This window comes from Chryseobacterium indologenes (assembly GCF_018362995.1).
In the GTDB taxonomy this organism is placed as follows: domain Bacteria; phylum Bacteroidota; class Bacteroidia; order Flavobacteriales; family Weeksellaceae; genus Chryseobacterium; species Chryseobacterium indologenes_G.
On the sequence record NZ_CP074372.1, the window covers coordinates 1,262,119 to 1,281,830 of the forward strand.

Annotated in this window: 15 protein-coding genes; 7 read left to right on the plus strand and 8 right to left on the minus strand. The window is 37.4% G+C overall.

From position 1 onward, the window contains the following. The first annotated feature begins 132 nt into the window (after positions 1–132). Positions 133–1,494 carry an aldehyde dehydrogenase gene (locus DYR29_RS05705; RefSeq protein ID WP_213279665.1) on the plus strand — a complete coding sequence of 454 codons (1,362 nt, stop codon included), beginning with the start codon at positions 133–135 and terminating at the stop codon, positions 1,492–1,494. A 46-nt stretch (positions 1,495–1,540) separates the two neighbouring features. On the opposite strand, the gene DYR29_RS05710 is transcribed toward DYR29_RS05705, so the two are convergent. Continuing rightward, a complete protein-coding gene (locus DYR29_RS05710; RefSeq protein ID WP_213279666.1) occupies positions 1,541–2,113 on the minus strand; it encodes a thioredoxin family protein in 573 nt (190 codons plus the stop codon). A gap of 81 nt (positions 2,114–2,194) precedes the next feature. Between DYR29_RS05710 and DYR29_RS05715 the strand changes: the two genes are divergently transcribed. From DYR29_RS05715 to DYR29_RS05725, 3 genes are all read left to right on the plus strand, one after another. Next, entirely contained in the window at positions 2,195–3,079 is an 885-nt protein-coding gene (locus tag DYR29_RS05715; RefSeq protein ID WP_213279667.1) for a lysophospholipid acyltransferase family protein, read from the plus strand. Positions 3,080–3,085: 6 nt separating this feature from the next. Then, positions 3,086–4,063 carry a glycosyltransferase family 2 protein gene (locus tag DYR29_RS05720; protein WP_213279668.1) on the plus strand — a complete coding sequence of 326 codons (978 nt, stop codon included), beginning with the start codon at positions 3,086–3,088 and terminating at the stop codon, positions 4,061–4,063. A 133-nt stretch (positions 4,064–4,196) separates the two neighbouring features. Beyond that, entirely contained in the window at positions 4,197–4,751 is a 555-nt protein-coding gene (locus tag DYR29_RS05725) for a 3'-5' exonuclease (RefSeq protein WP_142718024.1), read from the plus strand. Between the two features lie 80 nt (positions 4,752–4,831). Here DYR29_RS05725 and apaG read toward each other — a convergent pair whose 3' ends face one another. From apaG to glgB, 7 genes are all read right to left on the minus strand, one after another. After that, on the minus strand, positions 4,832–5,221 hold the full coding sequence (apaG, locus tag DYR29_RS05730; RefSeq protein WP_002979078.1) for a Co2+/Mg2+ efflux protein ApaG: 390 nt from the start codon (positions 5,219–5,221) through the stop codon (positions 4,832–4,834). A gap of 79 nt (positions 5,222–5,300) precedes the next feature. Next, positions 5,301–6,554 (minus strand): 2-oxoglutarate dehydrogenase complex dihydrolipoyllysine-residue succinyltransferase, encoded by a 1,254-nt coding sequence (gene odhB / locus DYR29_RS05735; protein WP_213279669.1) that lies wholly within the window; start codon positions 6,552–6,554, stop codon positions 5,301–5,303. 40 nt (positions 6,555–6,594) lie between these two features. Further along, on the minus strand, positions 6,595–9,411 hold the full coding sequence (locus DYR29_RS05740; RefSeq protein ID WP_213279670.1) for a 2-oxoglutarate dehydrogenase E1 component: 2,817 nt from the start codon (positions 9,409–9,411) through the stop codon (positions 6,595–6,597). A gap of 125 nt (positions 9,412–9,536) precedes the next feature. After that, positions 9,537–10,577 (minus strand): SRPBCC domain-containing protein, encoded by a 1,041-nt coding sequence (locus DYR29_RS05745; RefSeq protein ID WP_213279671.1) that lies wholly within the window; start codon positions 10,575–10,577, stop codon positions 9,537–9,539. A gap of 243 nt (positions 10,578–10,820) precedes the next feature. After that, the gene (locus tag DYR29_RS05750) at positions 10,821–12,089 is read right to left on the minus strand and encodes a glucose-1-phosphate adenylyltransferase (RefSeq protein WP_047425348.1); all 1,269 of its coding nucleotides are present in this window, start codon (positions 12,087–12,089) and stop codon (positions 10,821–10,823) included. Between the two features lie 86 nt (positions 12,090–12,175). Then, complete coding sequence (locus DYR29_RS05755; RefSeq protein ID WP_213279672.1) at positions 12,176–13,582, minus strand: glycogen synthase; 1,407 nt, start codon at positions 13,580–13,582, stop codon at positions 12,176–12,178. Positions 13,583–13,585: 3 nt separating this feature from the next. Beyond that, positions 13,586–15,532: a 1,4-alpha-glucan branching protein GlgB gene (gene glgB, locus DYR29_RS05760; RefSeq protein ID WP_213279673.1), complete on the minus strand. Its 1,947-nt coding sequence runs from the start codon at positions 15,530–15,532 to the stop codon at positions 13,586–13,588. Positions 15,533–15,731: 199 nt separating this feature from the next. On the opposite strand from glgB, the gene DYR29_RS05765 reads away from it, so the two are divergent. From DYR29_RS05765 to DYR29_RS05775, 3 genes are all read left to right on the plus strand, one after another. After that, complete coding sequence (locus DYR29_RS05765) at positions 15,732–16,853, plus strand: alpha/beta hydrolase (RefSeq protein WP_213279674.1); 1,122 nt, start codon at positions 15,732–15,734, stop codon at positions 16,851–16,853. A gap of 86 nt (positions 16,854–16,939) precedes the next feature. Further along, positions 16,940–18,355 (plus strand): leucyl aminopeptidase family protein, encoded by a 1,416-nt coding sequence (locus tag DYR29_RS05770; RefSeq protein WP_213279675.1) that lies wholly within the window; start codon positions 16,940–16,942, stop codon positions 18,353–18,355. A gap of 141 nt (positions 18,356–18,496) precedes the next feature. Beyond that, positions 18,497–19,711, plus strand: coding sequence for an ATP-grasp domain-containing protein (locus tag DYR29_RS05775; protein ID WP_213279676.1), 1,215 nt, complete (start codon positions 18,497–18,499; stop codon positions 19,709–19,711). Position 19,712: the final 1 nt, after the last annotated feature.

The following is a 19,712-nucleotide window of genomic DNA, read 5'->3' on the forward strand; positions in this document are numbered from 1 at the left end:
TAAAAGTTGATATTCTATTCATTAAAATATAATCATATCTAATTTTTAATTAAATTAATATTTCATTATTATTAATAATTTTCCAGTCAATACGATTCAGAAAATATGAACGTTTAATATAAAAGCCACCCCATGGAAATTGAAAATATTTTATTGAAGCAACGGGATTTTTTTAAAACACAACAAACCAAAAGCCTTGCTTTCCGGAAAATGTATCTTGAAAAGCTTAAAAATCTTATTATTTCTAATGAGAATATGCTGTATGAAGCAATTAACAAGGATTTTGGAAAATCAAAGTTTGATACTTTCACCACCGAGTTATCTTTCATTCTGAATGATATTAATTACTATATCAAAAACTTAAAATCTCTTTCAAAACCGAAAAAAGTAATGACCAATCTTGTCAATCAGCTCGGAAAAAGTAAAGTTTATGCTGATCCTCTTGGTTGTGTTCTGGTAATCGGAGCCTGGAATTATCCTTATCAACTATCACTTTCTCCCATTATTGTGGCAATGGCTGCCGGGAACTGCTGTATTCTTAAACCCAGTGAAATAGCTGACAATACGATGAAAGCGATGGCATCCATTATCAATAAAAATTTCCCGCCTGAATATTTATATGTTTATGAAGGAGGTATTGAAGAAACAACTTCTCTCTTACAATTAAGATTTGACAAAATATTTTTTACAGGGAGTACAAAGGTCGGAAAGATTGTTTATAAAGCGGCAGCAGAGCATCTTACCCCCGTAACCCTTGAACTGGGCGGAAAATCTCCGGCTATCGTCACCAAAAATGCCAATCTTGAAATAGCTGCAAAAAGAATTGTGTGGGGAAAATTCCTCAATGCCGGACAAACCTGCGTAGCTCCCGATTACTTGCTGGTGGAAGAAACCATTCAGGAGCAGTTTTTGGAAATGCTTAGAAAATATATTAAAGAATTCAAATACGATCAGGATTCTGAACAATATACAAGAATTATTAACCAGAGAAATTTTCAGCGCCTGATACATCTTATCAATAAAGAAAAAATTTATTCGGGAGGAAATTTTGATGAAGAAAAACTCTATATCGAACCCACTATTCTGAATCATATAGACTGGAATAATGACATTATGCAGGAAGAAATTTTTGGACCTCTACTTCCGGTCATCAGTTTTCAAAATTACAATGCTGCGTTGAATTCCATTTTAGAACTTGAAAAACCACTGGCAGCTTATCTTTTTACCAATGATTCAGAGGAAAAAGAAAACTTTACCCGGAAACTTTCTTTTGGAGGTGGCTGCATCAATGATACAGTGATGCATTTAAGTAATGACCATCTGCCATTTGGAGGTGTGGGAAGCTCAGGAATAGGAAATTACCACGGAAAATATGGCTTTGAAACCTTCTCGCATCAAAAAGCCGTTCTTGAAAAAACCACTTGGGGTGAACCGAACATCAAATATCCACCTTATTCAGAGAAAAAATTAAGCTGGATCAAGAAATTAATGTAACACTCATAGAAATAAAAACTGCCTCATTTCTGAAGCAGTTTTTATTTTATCCTTTTTTAGGAGCCCAGGTAGTAAAGAACTCTTTTACTTTTTCTTTGCTGTACCCTTTTCCTTCTTCTAAAACATCACTTTGCTGAACCTTGATCATTTTCCCGTCTTTATCTAAAATAATAAAAACCGGATAACCAAATTTCTCTCCCGGATTCCCATACTGGGCAAAAACCTTTTCATTCTTATTGTCCGGAGAAAAGTTCAGGTGATAATAGACATAGTTCTTATCTACTATTTCCTTCAATTCAGGAGTAGTCTGTACATAATTATTAAAACGAAGGCACCAGATACACCAGTTTCCACCAGCCTGGATCATTACATTCTTACCTTCTTTCTTAGCCTGAGCTACCAATTTTTTAATATCTGCCTCTGCATCCGCTTTTGGGTCATAGGGCTTGGGAAGCTTAGCTTTTTCTTCAGCTGCTTTTTTCTTTGCTTCTAGCTCTTTCTGTTCAGTAGGCACTATAAGAGCTGTTTTTTCCTTTCCTGTATCTGGAGAGTTCTTTACTTCCTGTGAAAAAGCAAATGCACTTAATCCCACAGAAGCAAAAATTATCAATTTTTTCATAATATAAAAGTAAAAAAAATACTACATATCCCTCTGCAAAAATAGAACCATAATTTTATTATCACTAAATTTGCGTGTTTTATGAATTTCTTAATCAAAATATTATACTTAGTCTCTAAGCTTCCGCTTAAAATATTATATATTTTTTCGGATGTCATCTTCTTCCTGAATTATTATCTGGTAGGATACAGAAAAGAGGTAATCACCCAAAATCTGAGAAAATCCTTCCCTGATAAATCGGAAGAAGAAATTAAAGAGATCCGAAAAAAATTCTACCTTAATTTTTCAGATTATCTGGTAGAAACCATCAAATCTTTCAGCATTTCTGAGACAGAGGCCAGGGTGAGAATGCAGCACATCAATCAGGAACTGTTTCATGAAGCTAAGAAGGAAGGTAAAAATATTATCCTTCTGGCAGGGCATGTCTTCAACTGGGAATGGATCAATGCATTGGCAAAGATTGTTCCCCAGGCACATTGCCACCCTGTATATAGAAAAGTAAATAATGATTTCTGGGAAAATCAGATGAAAAAGGTCCGAAACAAATTCGGAAATGAAGCATTGGAAGCCAATGAAGTAATCCTGAATATTTTCAGATCCAGAAATAACGGCGATTCTGCTTATATGTTCGTAGCTGATCAGACCCCTCACCACGCACATGTCACCTATGGATTAGAATTTTTGAATCAGCGTACTCCCGCTTTTATAGGATATGATAAGCTTGCCACAAGGATGGATCTTGTCTTTATCTATTGTGAAATGAAGAAGGTGAAACGCGGTTATTATCAGGTAAATTATCACAGAATCTATCCTGATGGCGAAAAGTTTACGGAAAATGAAGTCGTAAGAAAGTTCCATAAATTACTGGAAAATACATTACACAAAAATCCGGACAACTACCTTTGGTCACACAGAAAATGGAAATATCAGGACTCGATCAAAAATTTTGATTCCGAAAAAAAATAGATTGACATGCAGAAAAAACTGGCAGTTGCCATCTTAAACTGGAACGGGAAAAATTGGCTTGAAAAATTTCTTCCGGGTGTGGTTCAATTTTCTCAGAATGCAGATATTTTTGTTATTGACAATCTTTCTACGGATGATTCTATTGAATTTCTGCAAAAGAATTTTCCTACAGTAAAAGTTATTAAGAACAATAAAAACTATGGATTTGCAGGTGGTTATAATGAAGGATTGAAAGCTATCCCGAATGAATATTACTGCCTTCTCAATTCTGATGTAGAAGTTACCGAAAACTGGATAGAACCTGCTTTGGAAATATTGGAAAAAAATCCTTCCATTTCAGCTGTACAACCTAAAATCTTATCTTACCATCATAGAAACTATTTCGAATTTGCGGGAGCTGCCGGCGGATTGATAGACAATCTTGGATATCCTTATTGCAGAGGAAGGGTTTTTGATGATCTGGAAGAAGATAAAGGCCAGTATAATGATGAAACAGAAATTTTCTGGGCATCAGGGTGCTGTTTTTTCATCCGTTCAAAAGACTTCTGGGATCAGAATGGTTTTGATGCAAGATTTTTTGCGCATCAGGAAGAAATCGACCTTTGCTGGAGACTCATTAATTCCGGGAAAAAGATTTATTATACCGGAAAAGCCAGTGTCTATCATGTAGGTGGCGGGACACTTAACAAACAAAGTGCACAAAAAACTTTTTTAAACATCAGGAATAACCTTTCTATGATGCTTAAGAATCTTCCCTTTCCTCAATTGATCTGGCTGATATTTTTCAGATTATGTCTGGATAGTGTTGCCGGAATCTATTTCGGATTAAAGCATGGCTTTCCGCACCTTTGGGCTGTTGTAAGAGCTCATTTTGGTTTCTATGGACAGCTTCCGGGAACATGGAAACTTCGTAAGAAAAATCAAAAGAAAGAGTTCTACCAATCAAAATGGTTGATTTTCAGACATTTTTTGGGAGGCAGGTAGCAGGTGGCAGATTATAGGCTGCAGGGATTAGGGAAAACCAATTTTTCTTAGATAAGCCTAAAACTTTAAACCTAAAACATTAAACTAAAAACCTGGAAACTAGAGAATCAGCAATTAATTTAATTACAAAACAATGGATTTCTGCGCAATAGATTTTGAAACAGCCACTCACGAGAAAAGTTCAGCTTGTGAAATGGGAATATGTGTGGTACAGGACTCTAAAATTGTTGAAACAAAGACCTGGCTGATCAAACCTCCAAGTTTTCCTTATTTCAATAAATTCAATATTGCGGTACATGGGATTCAACCGGAAGATGTGAAGGATGCACCTACTTTTGATGAGATATGGTATGAAGCTCAGGATATGATGTACGGAAGCCTAATGATTGCTCATAATGCAGGATTTGACGCTTCTGTTTTGAGAGGTTGTCTGCAGCATTACGGAATGTTTACTCCCCAGCTCAACTATCTGTGCAGCATACAGCTTGCAAAGAAGTCATGGAACTACCTTCCAAAGTATGGTTTGAAACCATTGGCGGAATATCATAAAATTGATTTCACCCACCACAGAGCAGGGGCAGATGCTGAAGTATGTGCAAAGATCTCTCTATTGGCTTTTGAGAAACTCTTCCTCACCAGTAATGATGAAGTAAATGAATATTTGAAAGCGAAAATCAAAAAGCTTTAATAGAACAGAGTATTGAACCCGGGTTCTTATTCTGCAGTCTATTAATCATTACTATTGTACTTTTAGGGTACAAAAAAGTTTTAATTACTCAACACTTCTGATAACAGATTGAATTTCGGAATATCAATTTCGAAAGTCTCCTGTGTTTCCATGTTTTTCACCAGATATTTTCCACTCATATTACCTACGCCAGAACGAAGCATTACATTGGAAAAATAAGCGAAATTTTCACTTGTTCCTATTTCAGGAGTCAGGCCGATTACGCCATCTCCTATAATCTCTGTGTATCCAAATCCGACATCAAAGATCAACCATTTTCTTTTCAATACTTTGATAGGAAAGCTTCCGTCATTTTCTATCGTGATATTGTATTTAAAAACGTAACGGTTTTCGGATGGATAACTGTTCTTACTATCATATTCAGGTATTACTGAAACTTTGATATTGGAAGTCATTTTTGAAAACATCATTGTAGCATTTTCTTAATAAATACAAAAATCTCGCCTTTTTAAGGCGAGATTGTATATTTATATTATAATTTCATTAAAACTATAATCCAAGGCCTTTTCTTTCGTCACCTCCCATTAGTATTTCAACAGGATTGTCGATACCTTCTTTTACCGCTACAAGGAATCCTACAGACTCTTTTCCGTCGATAATTCTGTGGTCATAAGACATTGCAACGTACATCATTGGTCTGATTACTACCTGTCCGTCAACAGCAACCGGTCTCTGGATAATGTTGTGCATTCCTAAGATTGCAGATTGTGGAGGGTTGATGATTGGTGTAGACATCATAGATCCGAAAGTACCACCGTTTGTAATCGTGAAAGTACCACCAGTCATTTCATCAACAGTAATTTTACCGTCTCTTACTTTGATTGCAAGATCTTTAATGTTTGCTTCAACAGTACTGAAAGTCATGTTTTCTGCATTTCTCAATACAGGAACCATTAATCCTTTAGGACCTGAAACTGCAATTGAAATATCGCAGAAATCGTAGTTTACTTTGAAGTCTCCGTCAATAGATGCATTAACATCCGGGTACATTTGTAATGCTCTCGTAACTGCTTTTGTGAAGAAAGACATGAAACCAAGTCCAACTCCGTGTTTTTGAGCAAATTCTTCTTTATATTGCTTTCTTAATCTGAAGATTTCAGACATGTCAACTTCATTAAAAGTCGTTAACATAGCTGTTTCATTCTTCACAGAAACTAATCTCTGAGCGATTTTTCTTCTTAGAACTGAAAGTTTAGTTGTTGTTGTTGTTCTAGCCCCTGTTGCAGTAAGAGGGCTTCCTCCCAATGCAGGAACAGCCGCCAATTCAGCATCAGTCTTAGTAATTCTTCCGTCTCTTCCTGTTCCTGAAACCTGAGCAGCATCCATTCCTTTTTCGTCAAGGATTTTCTTAGCAGCCGGAGATGGAGCTCCTGTTGCATAAGTTTGTGGAGCAGCTACCGGAGCAGCAGGTTTTGGAGCTTCTTGTTTCGCAGGCTCAGCAGCTTTCGGAGCTTCTTCCTGTTTTGGAGCTTCAGCAGCAGGTGCAGCACCTTCTGGTTTTTTAGCATCCATATCAATTAAACAAACTACCTGACCTACCTGTACTACATCACCTTCTTCTGCCTTTAAAGTGATAATACCACTTTGTTCTGCCGGCAATTCAAGAGTTGCTTTATCTGAATCCACTTCGGCGATAGGTTGATCTTTTTCTACATAATCACCATCTTTTACAAGCCAAGTTGCAATTTCAACTTCTGTAATTGATTCGCCCGGTGAAGGAACTTTCATTTCTAAAACTGACATATCGAGTATTTTTTATTTTTTAATTGATTATTATTTAAAATTAAGCTGTAACTGGTCTTTTTGCAGGAGCATCATCTCTGTCGAAAACTCTATTGATCACTGCATTCTGGTTTTTCTCAAACATTTTGTGGCTACCCGGAGCAGGAGCACCGCTTGGTACCGGAGCAACTACCTGGATTCCTGTATCTCTGAAGTTTCTCAGGATATAAGACCAAGCTCCCATGTTTTCAGGTTCTTCCTGAGCCCAAACCAATTGTTTTTTGTTTTCGTATTTGTTGAAGATCGCTTCAATACCATCCGTCTGAAGCGGATATAACTGCTCGAATCTTACCAATGCAATATTTTCACAGTTAAGTTCTTCTTTCTTCGCCAATAATTCAAAGTACAGTTTACCTGAACAAAGAACTAGTTTTTCAACTTTTTTAGGATCTGCAGTTGGATCGTCCAAAATAGGCTGGAATACACCGTTTGCAAAATCTTCAATTGGAGAAACTACTTTAGGATGTCTCAGTAAAGATTTAGGGCTCATTACGATCAATGGTTTTCTGAATCCCCATTTCAGCTGTCTTCTCAATAAGTGGAAGTAGTTGGCAGGTGAAGTAATATTAGCCACTACCATGTTTTCATTAGCACAAAGGGTAAGGAATCTCTCCAATCTTGCTGAAGAGTGCTCTGCTCCCTGTCCTTCTGAACCGTGAGGTAATAACATCACCAATCCGTTCTGGATTTTCCATTTTTCTTCTGCTGCTGCAAGATACTGGTCAACGATGATCTGAGCACCGTTCACGAAATCTCCGAACTGAGCTTCCCAGATTGTCAATGTATTTGGAGAAGCCATTGCATATCCGTAATCGAAACCTAAAACTCCATATTCTGAAAGGTGAGAGTTGAATACATCAAATCTGCTTTCTGATACGTGTCTTAACGGGATATATTCTTCTTCTGTATCTTCTGTTTTTACTACTGCATGTCTGTGAGAGAATGTACCTCTTTCCACATCTTCTCCTGAGATTCTTACGTTGTGACCTTCCACAAGTAGTGTTGCATAAGCTAACCACTCTCCTAATGCCCAGTCTAATGAATTACCTTCAATCGCCTTGATACGGTTTTCGAAAAGTCTTGTAATTTTATTGATGAATTTTTTATCCGCAGGAAGTGTTGACATTTTCAGCGCTAATTCTTTTAGCTTTGCTGCATCATATTTTGTATCAACCGGCAACTGAACTGCACCTCTCTTTCCGATTGGGTAGTTAGTCCAGTCTTCAGCCATGAACAGATCCATTACGTTCTTTTCAATTTCTTTTGAAGCATCAAAATCTTTATCTAAAAGAGCTTTGAATTCCGTTTCCATTTTAGCAATTACATCATTGGAAGTAACGCTGTCTTTAAGTAATTTATCTTTATAAATTTCTCTTGGGTTCGGGTGTTTTGAAATTGTTTTATATAAGTTAGGCTGAGTGAATCTTGGTTCATCACCTTCATTGTGCCCGTATTTTCTATATCCTAAAAGGTCAATATAAACATCTTTTCCGAATTTCGCTCTGAAATCAGCAGCAAAATGGATAGCGTGAACTACAGCTTCTGCATCATCAGCATTCACGTGCATTACAGGAGATTCTGTAACTTTTGCGATGTCTGTACAGTATGTTGAAGATCTTGCATCCATATAGTTGGTTGTAAATGAAACCTGGTTATTTACAACGATATGAACAGTACCTCCTGTTCTGTATCCTTCCAAAGTCATCATCTGAGCCACTTCGTAAGCAATACCCTGACCAGCAATAGCACCATCACCGTGGATGATGATTGGCAATACTTTAGAATAATCTTTGTATTTGTCATCTACTTTTGCACGGCAGATACCTTCTACCAAAGCAGCTACTGTCTCCAGGTGAGACGGGTTCGGAGTAAGGTTGATACATACTTCTTCTCCTGAAGCTGTTTTGATCTTTTTAGATGATCCTAAGTGATATTTAACATCACCTGAGAATACATCTTCCTCAAATTCTTTTCCTTCAAATTCTGAGAAGATCTGCTTGTAAGATTTTCCGAAAATATTGGTCAGTACATTCAGTCTACCTCTGTGAGCCATTCCTAATACCACTTCGTCTACTCCTAACTGAGAAGATCTTGAGATCAACTGATCTAAAGCCGGGATTAAGGTTTCACCTCCTTCTAATGAGAATCTTTTTTGTCCTACAAATTTTGTGTGAAGGTAGTTTTCAAAAGCAACCGCCTGATTTAATTTTAATAAAATTTCTGTTTTTTCGTTTGCAGAAAGATTTGGGTGGTTTTCATTTACCTGAAGCCATCTTTTAATAAAATCTTTTTCTTCAACGTTGTTGATGTGCATATACTCTACTCCGATAGAATCACAGTAGATGTTTTCAAGGTGCTTGATAAGGTCTGCCAAAGTAGCAGGCTCTTTCATTCCTGTTTCAACAGCACAGTTGAATTTTGTATTTAAATCTTCTTTAGAAAGACCAAAGTTCTCGATATCTAAAGTAGGCGTGTAATGTCTTCTTTCTCTAACTGGGTTAGTCTTCGTAAAAAGGTGCCCTCTTGTTCTGTAAGCCTCAATAAGGTTTACTACTTTAAATTCTTTCTTGATATGCTCAGGAACCTCTCCGTTTGATACTGCCTGAGAAATCTGTTGTTGTACTGCCGGGGCAGCGTTGGCCGGAGCCTGAATAAACTGGGTGTTATCGTCATCTCCATAGTTCTCTAAAGCAAAATCGAAGCCTTGAAAGAAAGCTTTCCATGATGGTTCTAGGGAGTCTGGGAATTTTAAGTACTGTTGGTATAAATCCTCAATTAACTGAGAATGAGCTGCGTTTAGGAATGAAAATCTGTCCATTATTACAGTTTATCTATTTATTAAAATTTATTTGTAGAATTAATCTTCAAATTTAATAAAAAAAACCGAGTTAGAACAGTCTCAAACCGTTAAAAAAACTTAAGAAAAAAATAAATAAAAAAAAATCACTTATACACTGATAATGAGAGCTTCATGTTCACATCCTGTCCTTCCATCGGACGTTCAATAAAGGTCTGACGGATATCTCCGAAGCGCATCTCGTCTTTTTTGGCTTTCTGAATCAGCTGCTGAATTGCCCGAATTCGCCCCTCATAGTTCCCTTTGTAGTAAATGACATAGTTTTGAGATGGATTTACGGATCTAAAATTGAAATTATTGTCTGATACTCCAATTTTCTTAGAAAGCGGAATTCCCAGGAAATAAGAAACTTCTTTATCCTTATAATTGTCCGCATCAGTGATCAGGATAGGATATCCGAATTCATCATCTCTTTTTCCCATATCCATCGTCACAAAGTTATAAGCTTTGTTATAATTCATCACGATATTTTTATAGAGCGCATCCTTTTTATTTGATGTACTTACATTGATCCCAAGCAGCAATTTGTCTTCTTCATTTTCCACCATCAGACTATCGTATTTGATGGCTGCCATCTGGTTATCTTTTTCGACTTTATTTCCTAAAGAATTTTTAAGATTCGTCATGCTTTTGTTGATATTTTCAGCAAACCGGTCTTCAGTCCAGAAGTTTTCTACTCTTTTCCAGACAGACAGTTTAGGTGTATGTACGTACCAAATGATTTTTGTTTTTTCTGCAGAAACAGGCTTAAATTTAACATCAACCAGCGTTGGATTTTCATTTTCATCCTCAAAAAGCTGATATTTCAAAGTCTTATTAAGGTTCTCATACCGGATGAACATTTCTCCATCGGTATTATTTTTAGGATCCACATAACTGATAGCACTTCCCTGTCCTTCGTAAGGCGTATAATAATCGATATCGATAGATTGTGAACTGGTAAAAAAATTATTCCATCTTGTAAAATTCTGAAGATTATTAAACTGGGCAAAAACCTTATCTACCGGATAATCAATTTCTTTTTCAATGGTAAAGTTTTTACTTTCGTCTACAAAATAGTACATGGAAGCAGCATAAGCTCCCCCCAACAAAACAATGATAAAAGTTAATATCTTAAAAATACGCATCGCACAAAAATAATACAAATAAAAAGAGTGAACAATATGCTGATCACTCTGATTGTATGTTTAACAATAATTAACCTGGTTATGGCTGGAAGCTGGATGAGGGAAGCTGGAAGTTTCTATTCAGCAGATATTGCAATATAGACTTCTGATTGAAAACACTCCTGCTTGCCAAATAATCCTATAAGATCTGGTTATTCCACGACTTCAATAACTTCCATCTTCCAGGATCCTGCTTCCTTTCTATTATCCAATATGTGTTCCCGGAGTAATGACAGCGCCTTTCTTCACTACCACAATACCATCCTGTACGGAATAGGTTCCATAATCGCCATCCGGGATATGTTTTCCTCCAATGATTTTAACATTGTCACCGATGTAACAGTTCTTATCCAGGATTGCTTTTTCTATATAACAGTACTTACCGATTCCCATATTAGGGCGGCCAGCTCTGTCATTCAATACAATTTCTGTGGTATTCTGATAAAAATCGGCTCCCATCACATAGGAATTTACGATTGTGCTTCCTTTATCAATTCTTGTTCTGTTTCCGATCACGGAATTTTCAATTTTATCGGCCATAATAATACATCCGTCCCCAAAAACTGCCTTACTTACATAAGAACCATTGATTTTTGACGGTGGAAGCATCCTAGCTCTTGTATAAATGGGCGAAGAAGAGAAAAGGTTAAACTGCGGCAGATCCAGACAAAGATCAAGATTGGCTTCGTAGAAAGATTCTATAGTTCCTATATCCGTCCAGTATCCTTCATACTGGTAGCTTAATGTCTTGTATTTACCAATAGAACTTGGAATGATGTCTTTCCCGAAATCATCACCAGCCCCTTCGTCAAACATCTTTTTAAGGATTGTCTTGGTGAAGATATAGATTCCCATAGAAGCAAGAAACTCTTTTCCCGTATTCTTGTTTTCTGCTGAAACTTCAGATTTCATACCTTCCAGCATATCATAATCAGGCTTTTCATAAAAAGACGTAATATTTCCTTCATCGTCAGATTTTAAGATTCCAAAACCGGTGGCATCTTTTGCATTGACCGGAATGGTAGCAATGGTAAGGTCACCTCCGTTTTCAATGTGAAAATCCAGCATTTCTCTGAAATCCATCTGATACAGCTGATCTCCTGAAAGAATAAGGATATAGTCATAATCATACTTTTCAAGGTGTTTCATCGACTGTCGTACAGCATCTGCTGTTCCCTGATACCAGCTTTCATTTTCTACATTCTGTTCAGCTGCCAGAATATCAACAAAGCCTTTGCTGAAAATATCAAAGTGATAAGAGTTTTTAATATGTGAATTGAGGGAAGCGGAATTAAACTGCGTTAAAACCAGAATCTTATTTAATCCTGAATTCAGGCAGTTTGAAATAGGAATATCTACCAACCTGTATTTTCCTGCAATCGGAACAGCTGGTTTTGATCTGGAATACGTTAACGGGAATAATCTTGTTCCTCTGCCTCCTCCTAAAACAATAGAGATTACATTTCGATTCATAAATATCTTGCGTTTTATTTTATTAAGTTTACTGTTCTGTTCTTAGTGTTTACTGCTACTTTAAAGCACTCTTTGTTTTTCTCATATCAGCTATTATATAAAGCTATGTATTTTTCTGCAGATTTCTCCCATGCAAAATCAAAATTCATGTTGGCATGAATAAGATCTTCCATCACCCCTTTCTGGTTATAAATGCCCAGCGCCCTGTTCATAGCATGTACAATATCATCTACGCCCGGATAAGTAAAGTTCAGTCCAGCACCTCCGGTTGAGATATCTTCTACAGTATCTCTTAGCCCTCCCGTATATCTTACTACAGGGACCGTGCCATATCTCATGGAATACATTTGATTCAAACCGCAGGGCTCTACTCTTGAAGGCATCAGAAGGAAATCTGCGGATGCGTAGATCTTATGGGAAAGATGTTCTTTATAACCAAGATCCAACGCAAAATTGGTATAGGTATAATCGTATTCCTTCAGCTTATTCTCAATATAGGTATTTCCGGAACCGAGAATCATAATATTTAAAGCTCCGTAACTTTGTTTAATACTTTTCCATACTACATCCGGCAAAAGATCAGCTCCTTTTTCCGTGGCAAATCTTCCAATAAAAGCAAATAAAGGAAGTTCAGGTTTCAATCCATATTCTTTGCAGAGTTGTTCTTTATTTTTCTTCTTCTGGGCAACTGCGTTTTTAATGTTAAAATTAAAGTCCAGCATCGGGTCGGTTTCCGGGTTCCAGACTTCAGTATCAATACCATTGATAATTCCGTATGCCTTTCCGAATTCCTGACGAACAAGGCTTTCCAATCCGCGGAAGCTTATAAAAAGTTCTTCCAGATACCCTTCGGAAACAGTGGTAAAGGCATCGGCACATTTAATCATACTGGCCAGAGGGTTTATGAATCCGTTCCAATCCATCAATCCCCATTTATAAGAATCAAAAGACGGCATATAATGTGCCATTCCCCAGCCCATCATTCCCTGATATTCTCCGTTGTGGATGGTTCCTATTGTTTTTACTCCTTTTAAGAATTGAAATTCCAGGCAGTGTTCTACCATAAAAGGGACCAATCCGGTGTGATAATCATGACAGTGTAAAACATCAGGACGGATTTCCATAGCACACAGCCAGTGTAACAACCCATGCTGGAAGGCCATAAACTGGAAACTTTCATCCTGATAACCATACGGATTGTCTCTGTCTAATAATCCGGGAATTCTCACCATGTACAGCTCAAATCCCAATGCGTTTGTCTTTTCTTTCAATACCTGAACCTGCAGCATATTGGTTCCCTGATGAATAAACCCATCAAAAACCAGTTCAAATTCATGATCATATATAAAAGGTTTGTTATACCATGGCATTACTACTTTGGCATCTATTCCTTTTATTTTATTCTGATATTTTGGCAGCGCTCCTACTACATCCGCAAGACCACCTACTTTTGCTACAGGATAACATTCTGTACTTAAATGATAAATAACCATTCTTTATCTCTTGTGTTTAATTCTGTGTAATTTATACTTTTTATCTTTCTTCTGTCTTAAAATAATTCCGGCCAATGGTGGTAATTTTACAGTCATTGATTTCGGATATCCCCGCCATTCTTCATTTTTCTCTTCCAGTATTTCGGGTTCTACTCCGCTTCCGCTGTATTTTTCATCATCGGAATTTAAAACGACTTCCCAATGAGTTCCTGCCGGAATCCCGATTTTATAATCCAGTACTTTTGGAGCAAGATTTAAGGCTACCATAGCAACATCATCTTTTTTCTTTCCTTTTCTAAGGTATACATATACTGAGTTTTCCAAATCATCTGCTTCTACCCATTCAAAACCGTGTTTATCAAACTGATTTTCATAAAAAGCGGAGTCTGAGGCGTACAGGTGATTCAGTTCTTTAACGATTTCCTGCATTCCTTTATGAACAGGATATTTCAGCAAATGCCAGTCGAGACTTCTGGTAAAGTTCCATTCGCTGGTCTGCCCGAATTCATCCCCCATAAAAAGCAGTTTGGCTCCCGGATGAGTATACATGTATACATATAAGGTCCGGAGGTTTGCAAACTTCTGCCATTCATCCCCTTTCATTTTATAGATGAGACTTGCTTTTCCGTGTACCACTTCATCGTGGGACAAAGGCATCATATAATTTTCATTGTACATGTACATCGAAGCAAATGTCAGTTTATGGTGATGGAACTTCCGATTAGCAAAATCTTCTTTGAAATAATCTAACGTATCATGCATCCAGCCCATCATCCATTTCATTCCAAAGCCAACACCTCCGTCATGAACAGGTTTTGTAAGCATGGGGAAATCTGAGCTTTCTTCCGCAATGGTCATAATATTATTCCCGAATTCCTTGTATACAGCTGTATTGAACTCCTGCAGAAAAGTTTTAGCTTCCAGATTCACATTGGTTCCATAGATATTAGGTTCCCATTCACCCTCATTTCTTGAATAATCAAGATGAAGCATTGAAGTTACAGCATCTACACGCAATCCGTCAGCATGGTAGCGGTCCAGCCAGAACATGGCATTGGAGATCAGAAAAGATTTCACTTCGTTTCTTCCGTAATTGAAAATATGGGACTTCCAATCGGGATGAAAACCTTTTCTCGGATCTTCATGTTCATAAAGATATGACCCGTCGAAACGGTGAAGACCATTAGCATCTCCCGGAAAATGAGAAGGAACCCAATCCAGGATAACGCCTATATTATTTTGATGAAGTTCATCAATAAGAAACATCAGATCCTGTGGTGAACCGAAGCGTGAAGTCGCCGCATAAAAACCGGTAATCTGATATCCCCAGCTTGGATCATACGGATACTCCATCACAGGCATGAATTCTACGTGAGTAAAACCCATTTCCCTGATATAAGGCACAAGCTTTTTGGCAATATCCCGGTAATTCAGAAAGCGGTCAGGATAATCCCCGTCTCTTACCCACGAACCCAGATGCAGTTCATATACGGATATAGGAGCTTCCAGTCTGTTTTTTTCCCAGCGCTTATCCATCCATTCCTGATCATTCCATTCATACCATGTAGTAGAAACCAGAGAAGCAGCCTGAATATTTTGTTCCCAGCTCAATGCATATGGATCACTTTTTTCCAGAATTTCACCACCCTGGGTTTCAATAGCATATTTGTATAATGTTCCCCAGGTTAAGCCATCAATAAATCCTTCCCAAATTCCAGACCCATCCCATCTCGGAAACAGAATATGATCTTTATGATTCCAGTTATTAAAATTTCCGATAACGGAAACTTTCTTTGCATTCGGCGCCCATACTGAAAAGTACACTCCCTTTACACCCTCTTTTTCTGCAGAATGTGCTCCAAATTTACCATACAGCTTATAATGTCTACCTTCTTTAAAAAGGTACACATCATGATCGGTGAAAAGCGTATAGGTTTTAACAGAATTCATCAAGACCGGTTTGTATTTATATTTTCTTTGAAACTACGAAAAATACTGACAATAGCGATGAATTATTCATCAAATAATTGTCAACTTCATTTCGGTTTTCGTCTATCTATCAAATATATCATTTTTTAACTCAAATTTTTATGATTTCAAAACAATCTTTTTTTATACATTTAACATTAATATTTATTAAACACACACGATGAGGTTTGAACTTTATACTGAAGAAAAAGATGACAGACCGGTATTTATCACCGGAAATTTTAACGGCTGGAATCCCAAAGATTACAATTTTCAGCTTAAACAAACTGATCCTTCCCACTATTTTATAGAAATTGATGATCAGACTCTTCCAGAAGAAATTGACTACAAATTCACAAAAGGAGGCTGGGAAAATGTGGAGCTGGACCAATATGGAAATATCACGCCCAACCGAAAAGTAAAAAAATCCATTGGCAAAACTTCCGATACTATTGAAAAATGGAGATTAAACTGGGGTCCGTTCAAGGAAGAATATTATCCCATTGCTGAAGTGATTTCCGAAAATTTTTATATCCCGCAGCTTGACCGCCACCGTAAAGTCTGGGCACTGCTTCCCTACGATTATCATACAACGGATAAGCGATATCCTGTTTTATACCTTCAGGACGCTCAGAACCTCTTCAATGAAGGTAGCGGCTTCGGAAACTGGGAAATTGACAAGAAACTCTCTATCCTAGCAGAATATGGGCGTGGTGACCTTATCATTATTGCCATAGAACATGGAAGCGAGGAAAGGATTAAAGAATATATTTTCGATAATGATCATGTCGCCAACGGTTCTGAGGGGAAAAAATATATCCGTTTTATTGCAGATACTTTAAAGCCTTTTGTAGATGAAAATTACAGAACAAAAAAAGACCGTGACAATACCGGAATCGGGGGCAGTTCATTAGGGGCACTCATCAGCATTTACAGTGGATTTCTTTATCCTGAGGTCTATTCTAAATTATTGATATTCTCTCCTTCTCTTTGGGTTGAGCCTAATAATAACTTTCCAATGATGAATTTCCGGGTTCCTTTTAAAACAAAAATTTATCTTTATGGAGGCGGTCAGGAAGGGTCTAAAATGGTTAAAAGAATTCATATTTTTGAAGAATATCTGAAGAGATGGGAAGAAAAAAAGCTGTTTGATTTTGAGTTTAAGACCAATATCAATCCCGAAGGCACTCATAATGAATTTTACTGGTCACAGGAGTTTCCAAGGGCTATTGAATGGCTGTTCTATGACAACACAGAAAATCCTGTAGAAGTAAAACCACAACAACAAAGCATTAAAAACTAAATCTATAAACCGTTGCAGAAAATTCAGGCAATCAGGAACAAATGAAGGTAGCGGTAGAATGAATTTAGACAATATAACATCTATTTATGAAACTAATCAATAAAAAAAACAAAAATTACACCCAAGTCTTCCACCTGTTTACAGAGGAAGAATGGACAAAATCCAGTAAAAATTTCAACAAAAATATTTCAACTTTTTTTACGGGAAAGAAATATGAAGTTTTCATCAATGCTCATGAAGAAGGAGTTACCTATTTCATTGGATTAGGAAAATCCACATTACAAAATTTTGAAATCCAGCAGGTGGCAGTCAAATTCTCACAGACACAGAAAGAAAAACTGCAGGCAGTGCCTACGCTTGCTCTGGCAGATTTTATGAATGAAAAACAATTTGAAGAATTTACAAAAGGATTATTGATTGGGACTTACAACTACCCTTTTGAGAAAAAACATGCTTTCTGGAATGTAAAATTTGAATTACATTTTGAGAATTTAAGTCAGAAAAAACTAGATCATATCAGCCAGAAAGCGGAAGCATTGGTAAACGGACAAACTGCCTGCCAGGACTGGCTCAACAAACCGGCCAATCTTAAAAAACCGGATATCTTAAGTGCATATCTTAAAAATCTGGCCAAAAAATATGAATTAAAATACACGGTTTTCAACAGGAAAAAATGTGAAGAGCTTGGATTGGGTGCTTATCTTTCAGTCAATCAGGGAAGTGCTTACGATGCAGCATTCACTATTTTAGAATATAAAACTACGGTTAAAAATGCCAAAACTTTCGGACTGGTTGGAAAATGTGTATTGTTTGATACCGGAGGAATATCCATAAAAAGCTCTGCCAATCTTCATTATATGAAATCTGATATGGGCGGTGCTACAGCTGTTTTGGGAACGTTAATTTATGCTGCAGAAATGCATCTTCCTGTGAACATTATTGCTGTTCTTCCTATCACAGACAATGCTGTTTCTGAAAAAGCCCTGCTTCCAAGTGATGTGATCACAGCATACAACGGAAAAACCATTGAAGTACTTGATACCGATGCCGAAGGCCGTTTGATCCTTGCAGACGGATTATCTTATCTTTCTAAAAACTACAAAACAGATTTTCTGATTGATCTGGCTACTCTCACAGGGAGTTCTGTAAGAATGTTTGGTGACACCTGTGCTGCGATGTTTTCCAATAATGAAGAATTGAAAAACAGCCTGATCAAAACAGGAGATCAAACCAATCAGAGAGTGTGGAATCTTCCTTTATGGGATGTCTGGAAAGACGATATTCAGTCTGATGTAGCCGATATGAAAAACATCTCTCTGAAGCCTGTAGGAGACTGCATTATTGCCGCAAAATTTTTAGAGCAATTCACTGAAAATCATCCTAGTTGGGCTCATTTGGATATTGCCGGAGTAGCATTTGGAAACGTAGGATATGCCAAGGAGAAAGCAGCAACAGGATTTGGGGTTCAACTCCTCGTGAATTTAATTGAAAATTATCATTAAAAATTAGTTTTTTACAAAAAAACTCTGTATAATTGATTAGTGGATTTTCAAAACCGCACGATATTACATTTTATGATATTGATAAAACAACAAATAAATGCTTTTATTTTTGAAAATTCACTAAATCTTAAAAAACATTATATGGAGAAGAAAACTATTGTATGTATTTCGTGCTATTATAAAGGCTACGATTTTATGGACGAAATGAAGAATCTCGGCAATAAAATCATCTTAGTAACCTCTGAAAACCTTAAAGAAAAAAACTGGCCCTGGCATGCAATTGATGAGGTATTTTACATGCCGGAACTCAAGCCGTCCGTATGGAATCTGGAGCATCTGATCCAGGGATTTTCCCACCTGATGAAAACCAGAAAAGTAGATGCTGTAGTGGCATTGGATGATTATGATGTAGAAAAAGCAGCATTAATCAGGGAGACATTCCGTATTCCGGGAATGGGACAGACCACCCACCGATATTTCAGGGATAAACTGGCTATGCGGCAGAAAGCAAAAGATTCAGAGATCAGCGTTCCTGAATTTACAGCTGTATTCAATGATAATGAAGTCAACGAGTTTACAGACCGCGTTCCTGCACCATGGGTATTGAAACCCCGCTCTGAAGCTTCAGCATCAGGAATCAAGAAAATAACCTCCAAAGAACAGCTTTATGAGGCATTAGAAACACTGGGAGAAGAACGTCATCTTTTTTTACTGGAAAGCTTTAAACCCGGAGACGTTTACCATGTGGACAGCCTTACTTTTAATAAAAAAATTGTATTCACTTCCGCCTCAAAATACCTCGCTCCTCCTATGCAGGTTTCCCATGAAGGCGGAGTATTCCGGTCCAAGACTTTAGGCCGGTATTCCGAAGAGTTCAAAGCACTTGAGGAAATTAATGCCAAAGTACTTTCCAATTTCGGATTGATCAATGGGGCTACCCATACAGAATTTATCCGTGGAAAAGAAGATGGCAAATGGTATTTCCTTGAAACCTCATCAAGGGTTGGCGGTGCTCATATCCCGGATCTGGTAGAAGCTTCAAGCGGTATCAATATCTGGAGAGAATGGGCTAAAATTGAAGATGCTCTCCTGAGAGGCAGTGATTACAGTGTTTCACCACCCACAGGATATTACTCAGGGCTGATTGTAGCGCTGATTAAAGATAAAGAACCTGATTACAGCAGTTTTGAATGTGAAGAAGTTGTAAAGTTTCTTCCGATAGATTATCATGTCGGGATTGTTTACAAATCCGGTGACGCCTCCGTGGTACAGGAGAGACTGGACTCTGCAGCAGAAATGATTCACGCAGATATGCTGAATATTCTCCCTCCCAAAAGCAATAAGCTCAGTTCATAAA

Bases quoted from the DNA above. Each gene is read 5' to 3' on its own strand.
- DYR29_RS05705 (WP_213279665.1), top strand. From the start codon at position 133: ATGGAAATTGAAAATATTTTATTGAAGCAACGGGATTTTTTTAAAACA.
- DYR29_RS05710 (WP_213279666.1), bottom strand. From the start codon at position 2,113: ATGAAAAAATTGATAATTTTTGCTTCTGTGGGATTAAGTGCATTTGCT.
- DYR29_RS05715 (WP_213279667.1), top strand. From the start codon at position 2,195: ATGAATTTCTTAATCAAAATATTATACTTAGTCTCTAAGCTTCCGCTT.
- DYR29_RS05720 (WP_213279668.1), top strand. From the start codon at position 3,086: ATGCAGAAAAAACTGGCAGTTGCCATCTTAAACTGGAACGGGAAAAAT.
- DYR29_RS05725 (WP_142718024.1), top strand. From the start codon at position 4,197: ATGGATTTCTGCGCAATAGATTTTGAAACAGCCACTCACGAGAAAAGT.
- apaG (WP_002979078.1), bottom strand. From the start codon at position 5,221: ATGATGTTTTCAAAAATGACTTCCAATATCAAAGTTTCAGTAATACCT.
- odhB (WP_213279669.1), bottom strand. From the start codon at position 6,554: ATGTCAGTTTTAGAAATGAAAGTTCCTTCACCGGGCGAATCAATTACA.
- DYR29_RS05740 (WP_213279670.1), bottom strand. From the start codon at position 9,411: ATGGACAGATTTTCATTCCTAAACGCAGCTCATTCTCAGTTAATTGAG.
- DYR29_RS05745 (WP_213279671.1), bottom strand. From the start codon at position 10,577: ATGCGTATTTTTAAGATATTAACTTTTATCATTGTTTTGTTGGGGGGA.
- DYR29_RS05750 (WP_047425348.1), bottom strand. From the start codon at position 12,089: ATGAATCGAAATGTAATCTCTATTGTTTTAGGAGGAGGCAGAGGAACA.
- DYR29_RS05755 (WP_213279672.1), bottom strand. From the start codon at position 13,582: ATGGTTATTTATCATTTAAGTACAGAATGTTATCCTGTAGCAAAAGTA.
- glgB (WP_213279673.1), bottom strand. From the start codon at position 15,532: ATGAATTCTGTTAAAACCTATACGCTTTTCACCGATCATGATGTGTAC.
- DYR29_RS05765 (WP_213279674.1), top strand. From the start codon at position 15,732: ATGAGGTTTGAACTTTATACTGAAGAAAAAGATGACAGACCGGTATTT.
- DYR29_RS05770 (WP_213279675.1), top strand. From the start codon at position 16,940: ATGAAACTAATCAATAAAAAAAACAAAAATTACACCCAAGTCTTCCAC.
- DYR29_RS05775 (WP_213279676.1), top strand. From the start codon at position 18,497: ATGGAGAAGAAAACTATTGTATGTATTTCGTGCTATTATAAAGGCTAC.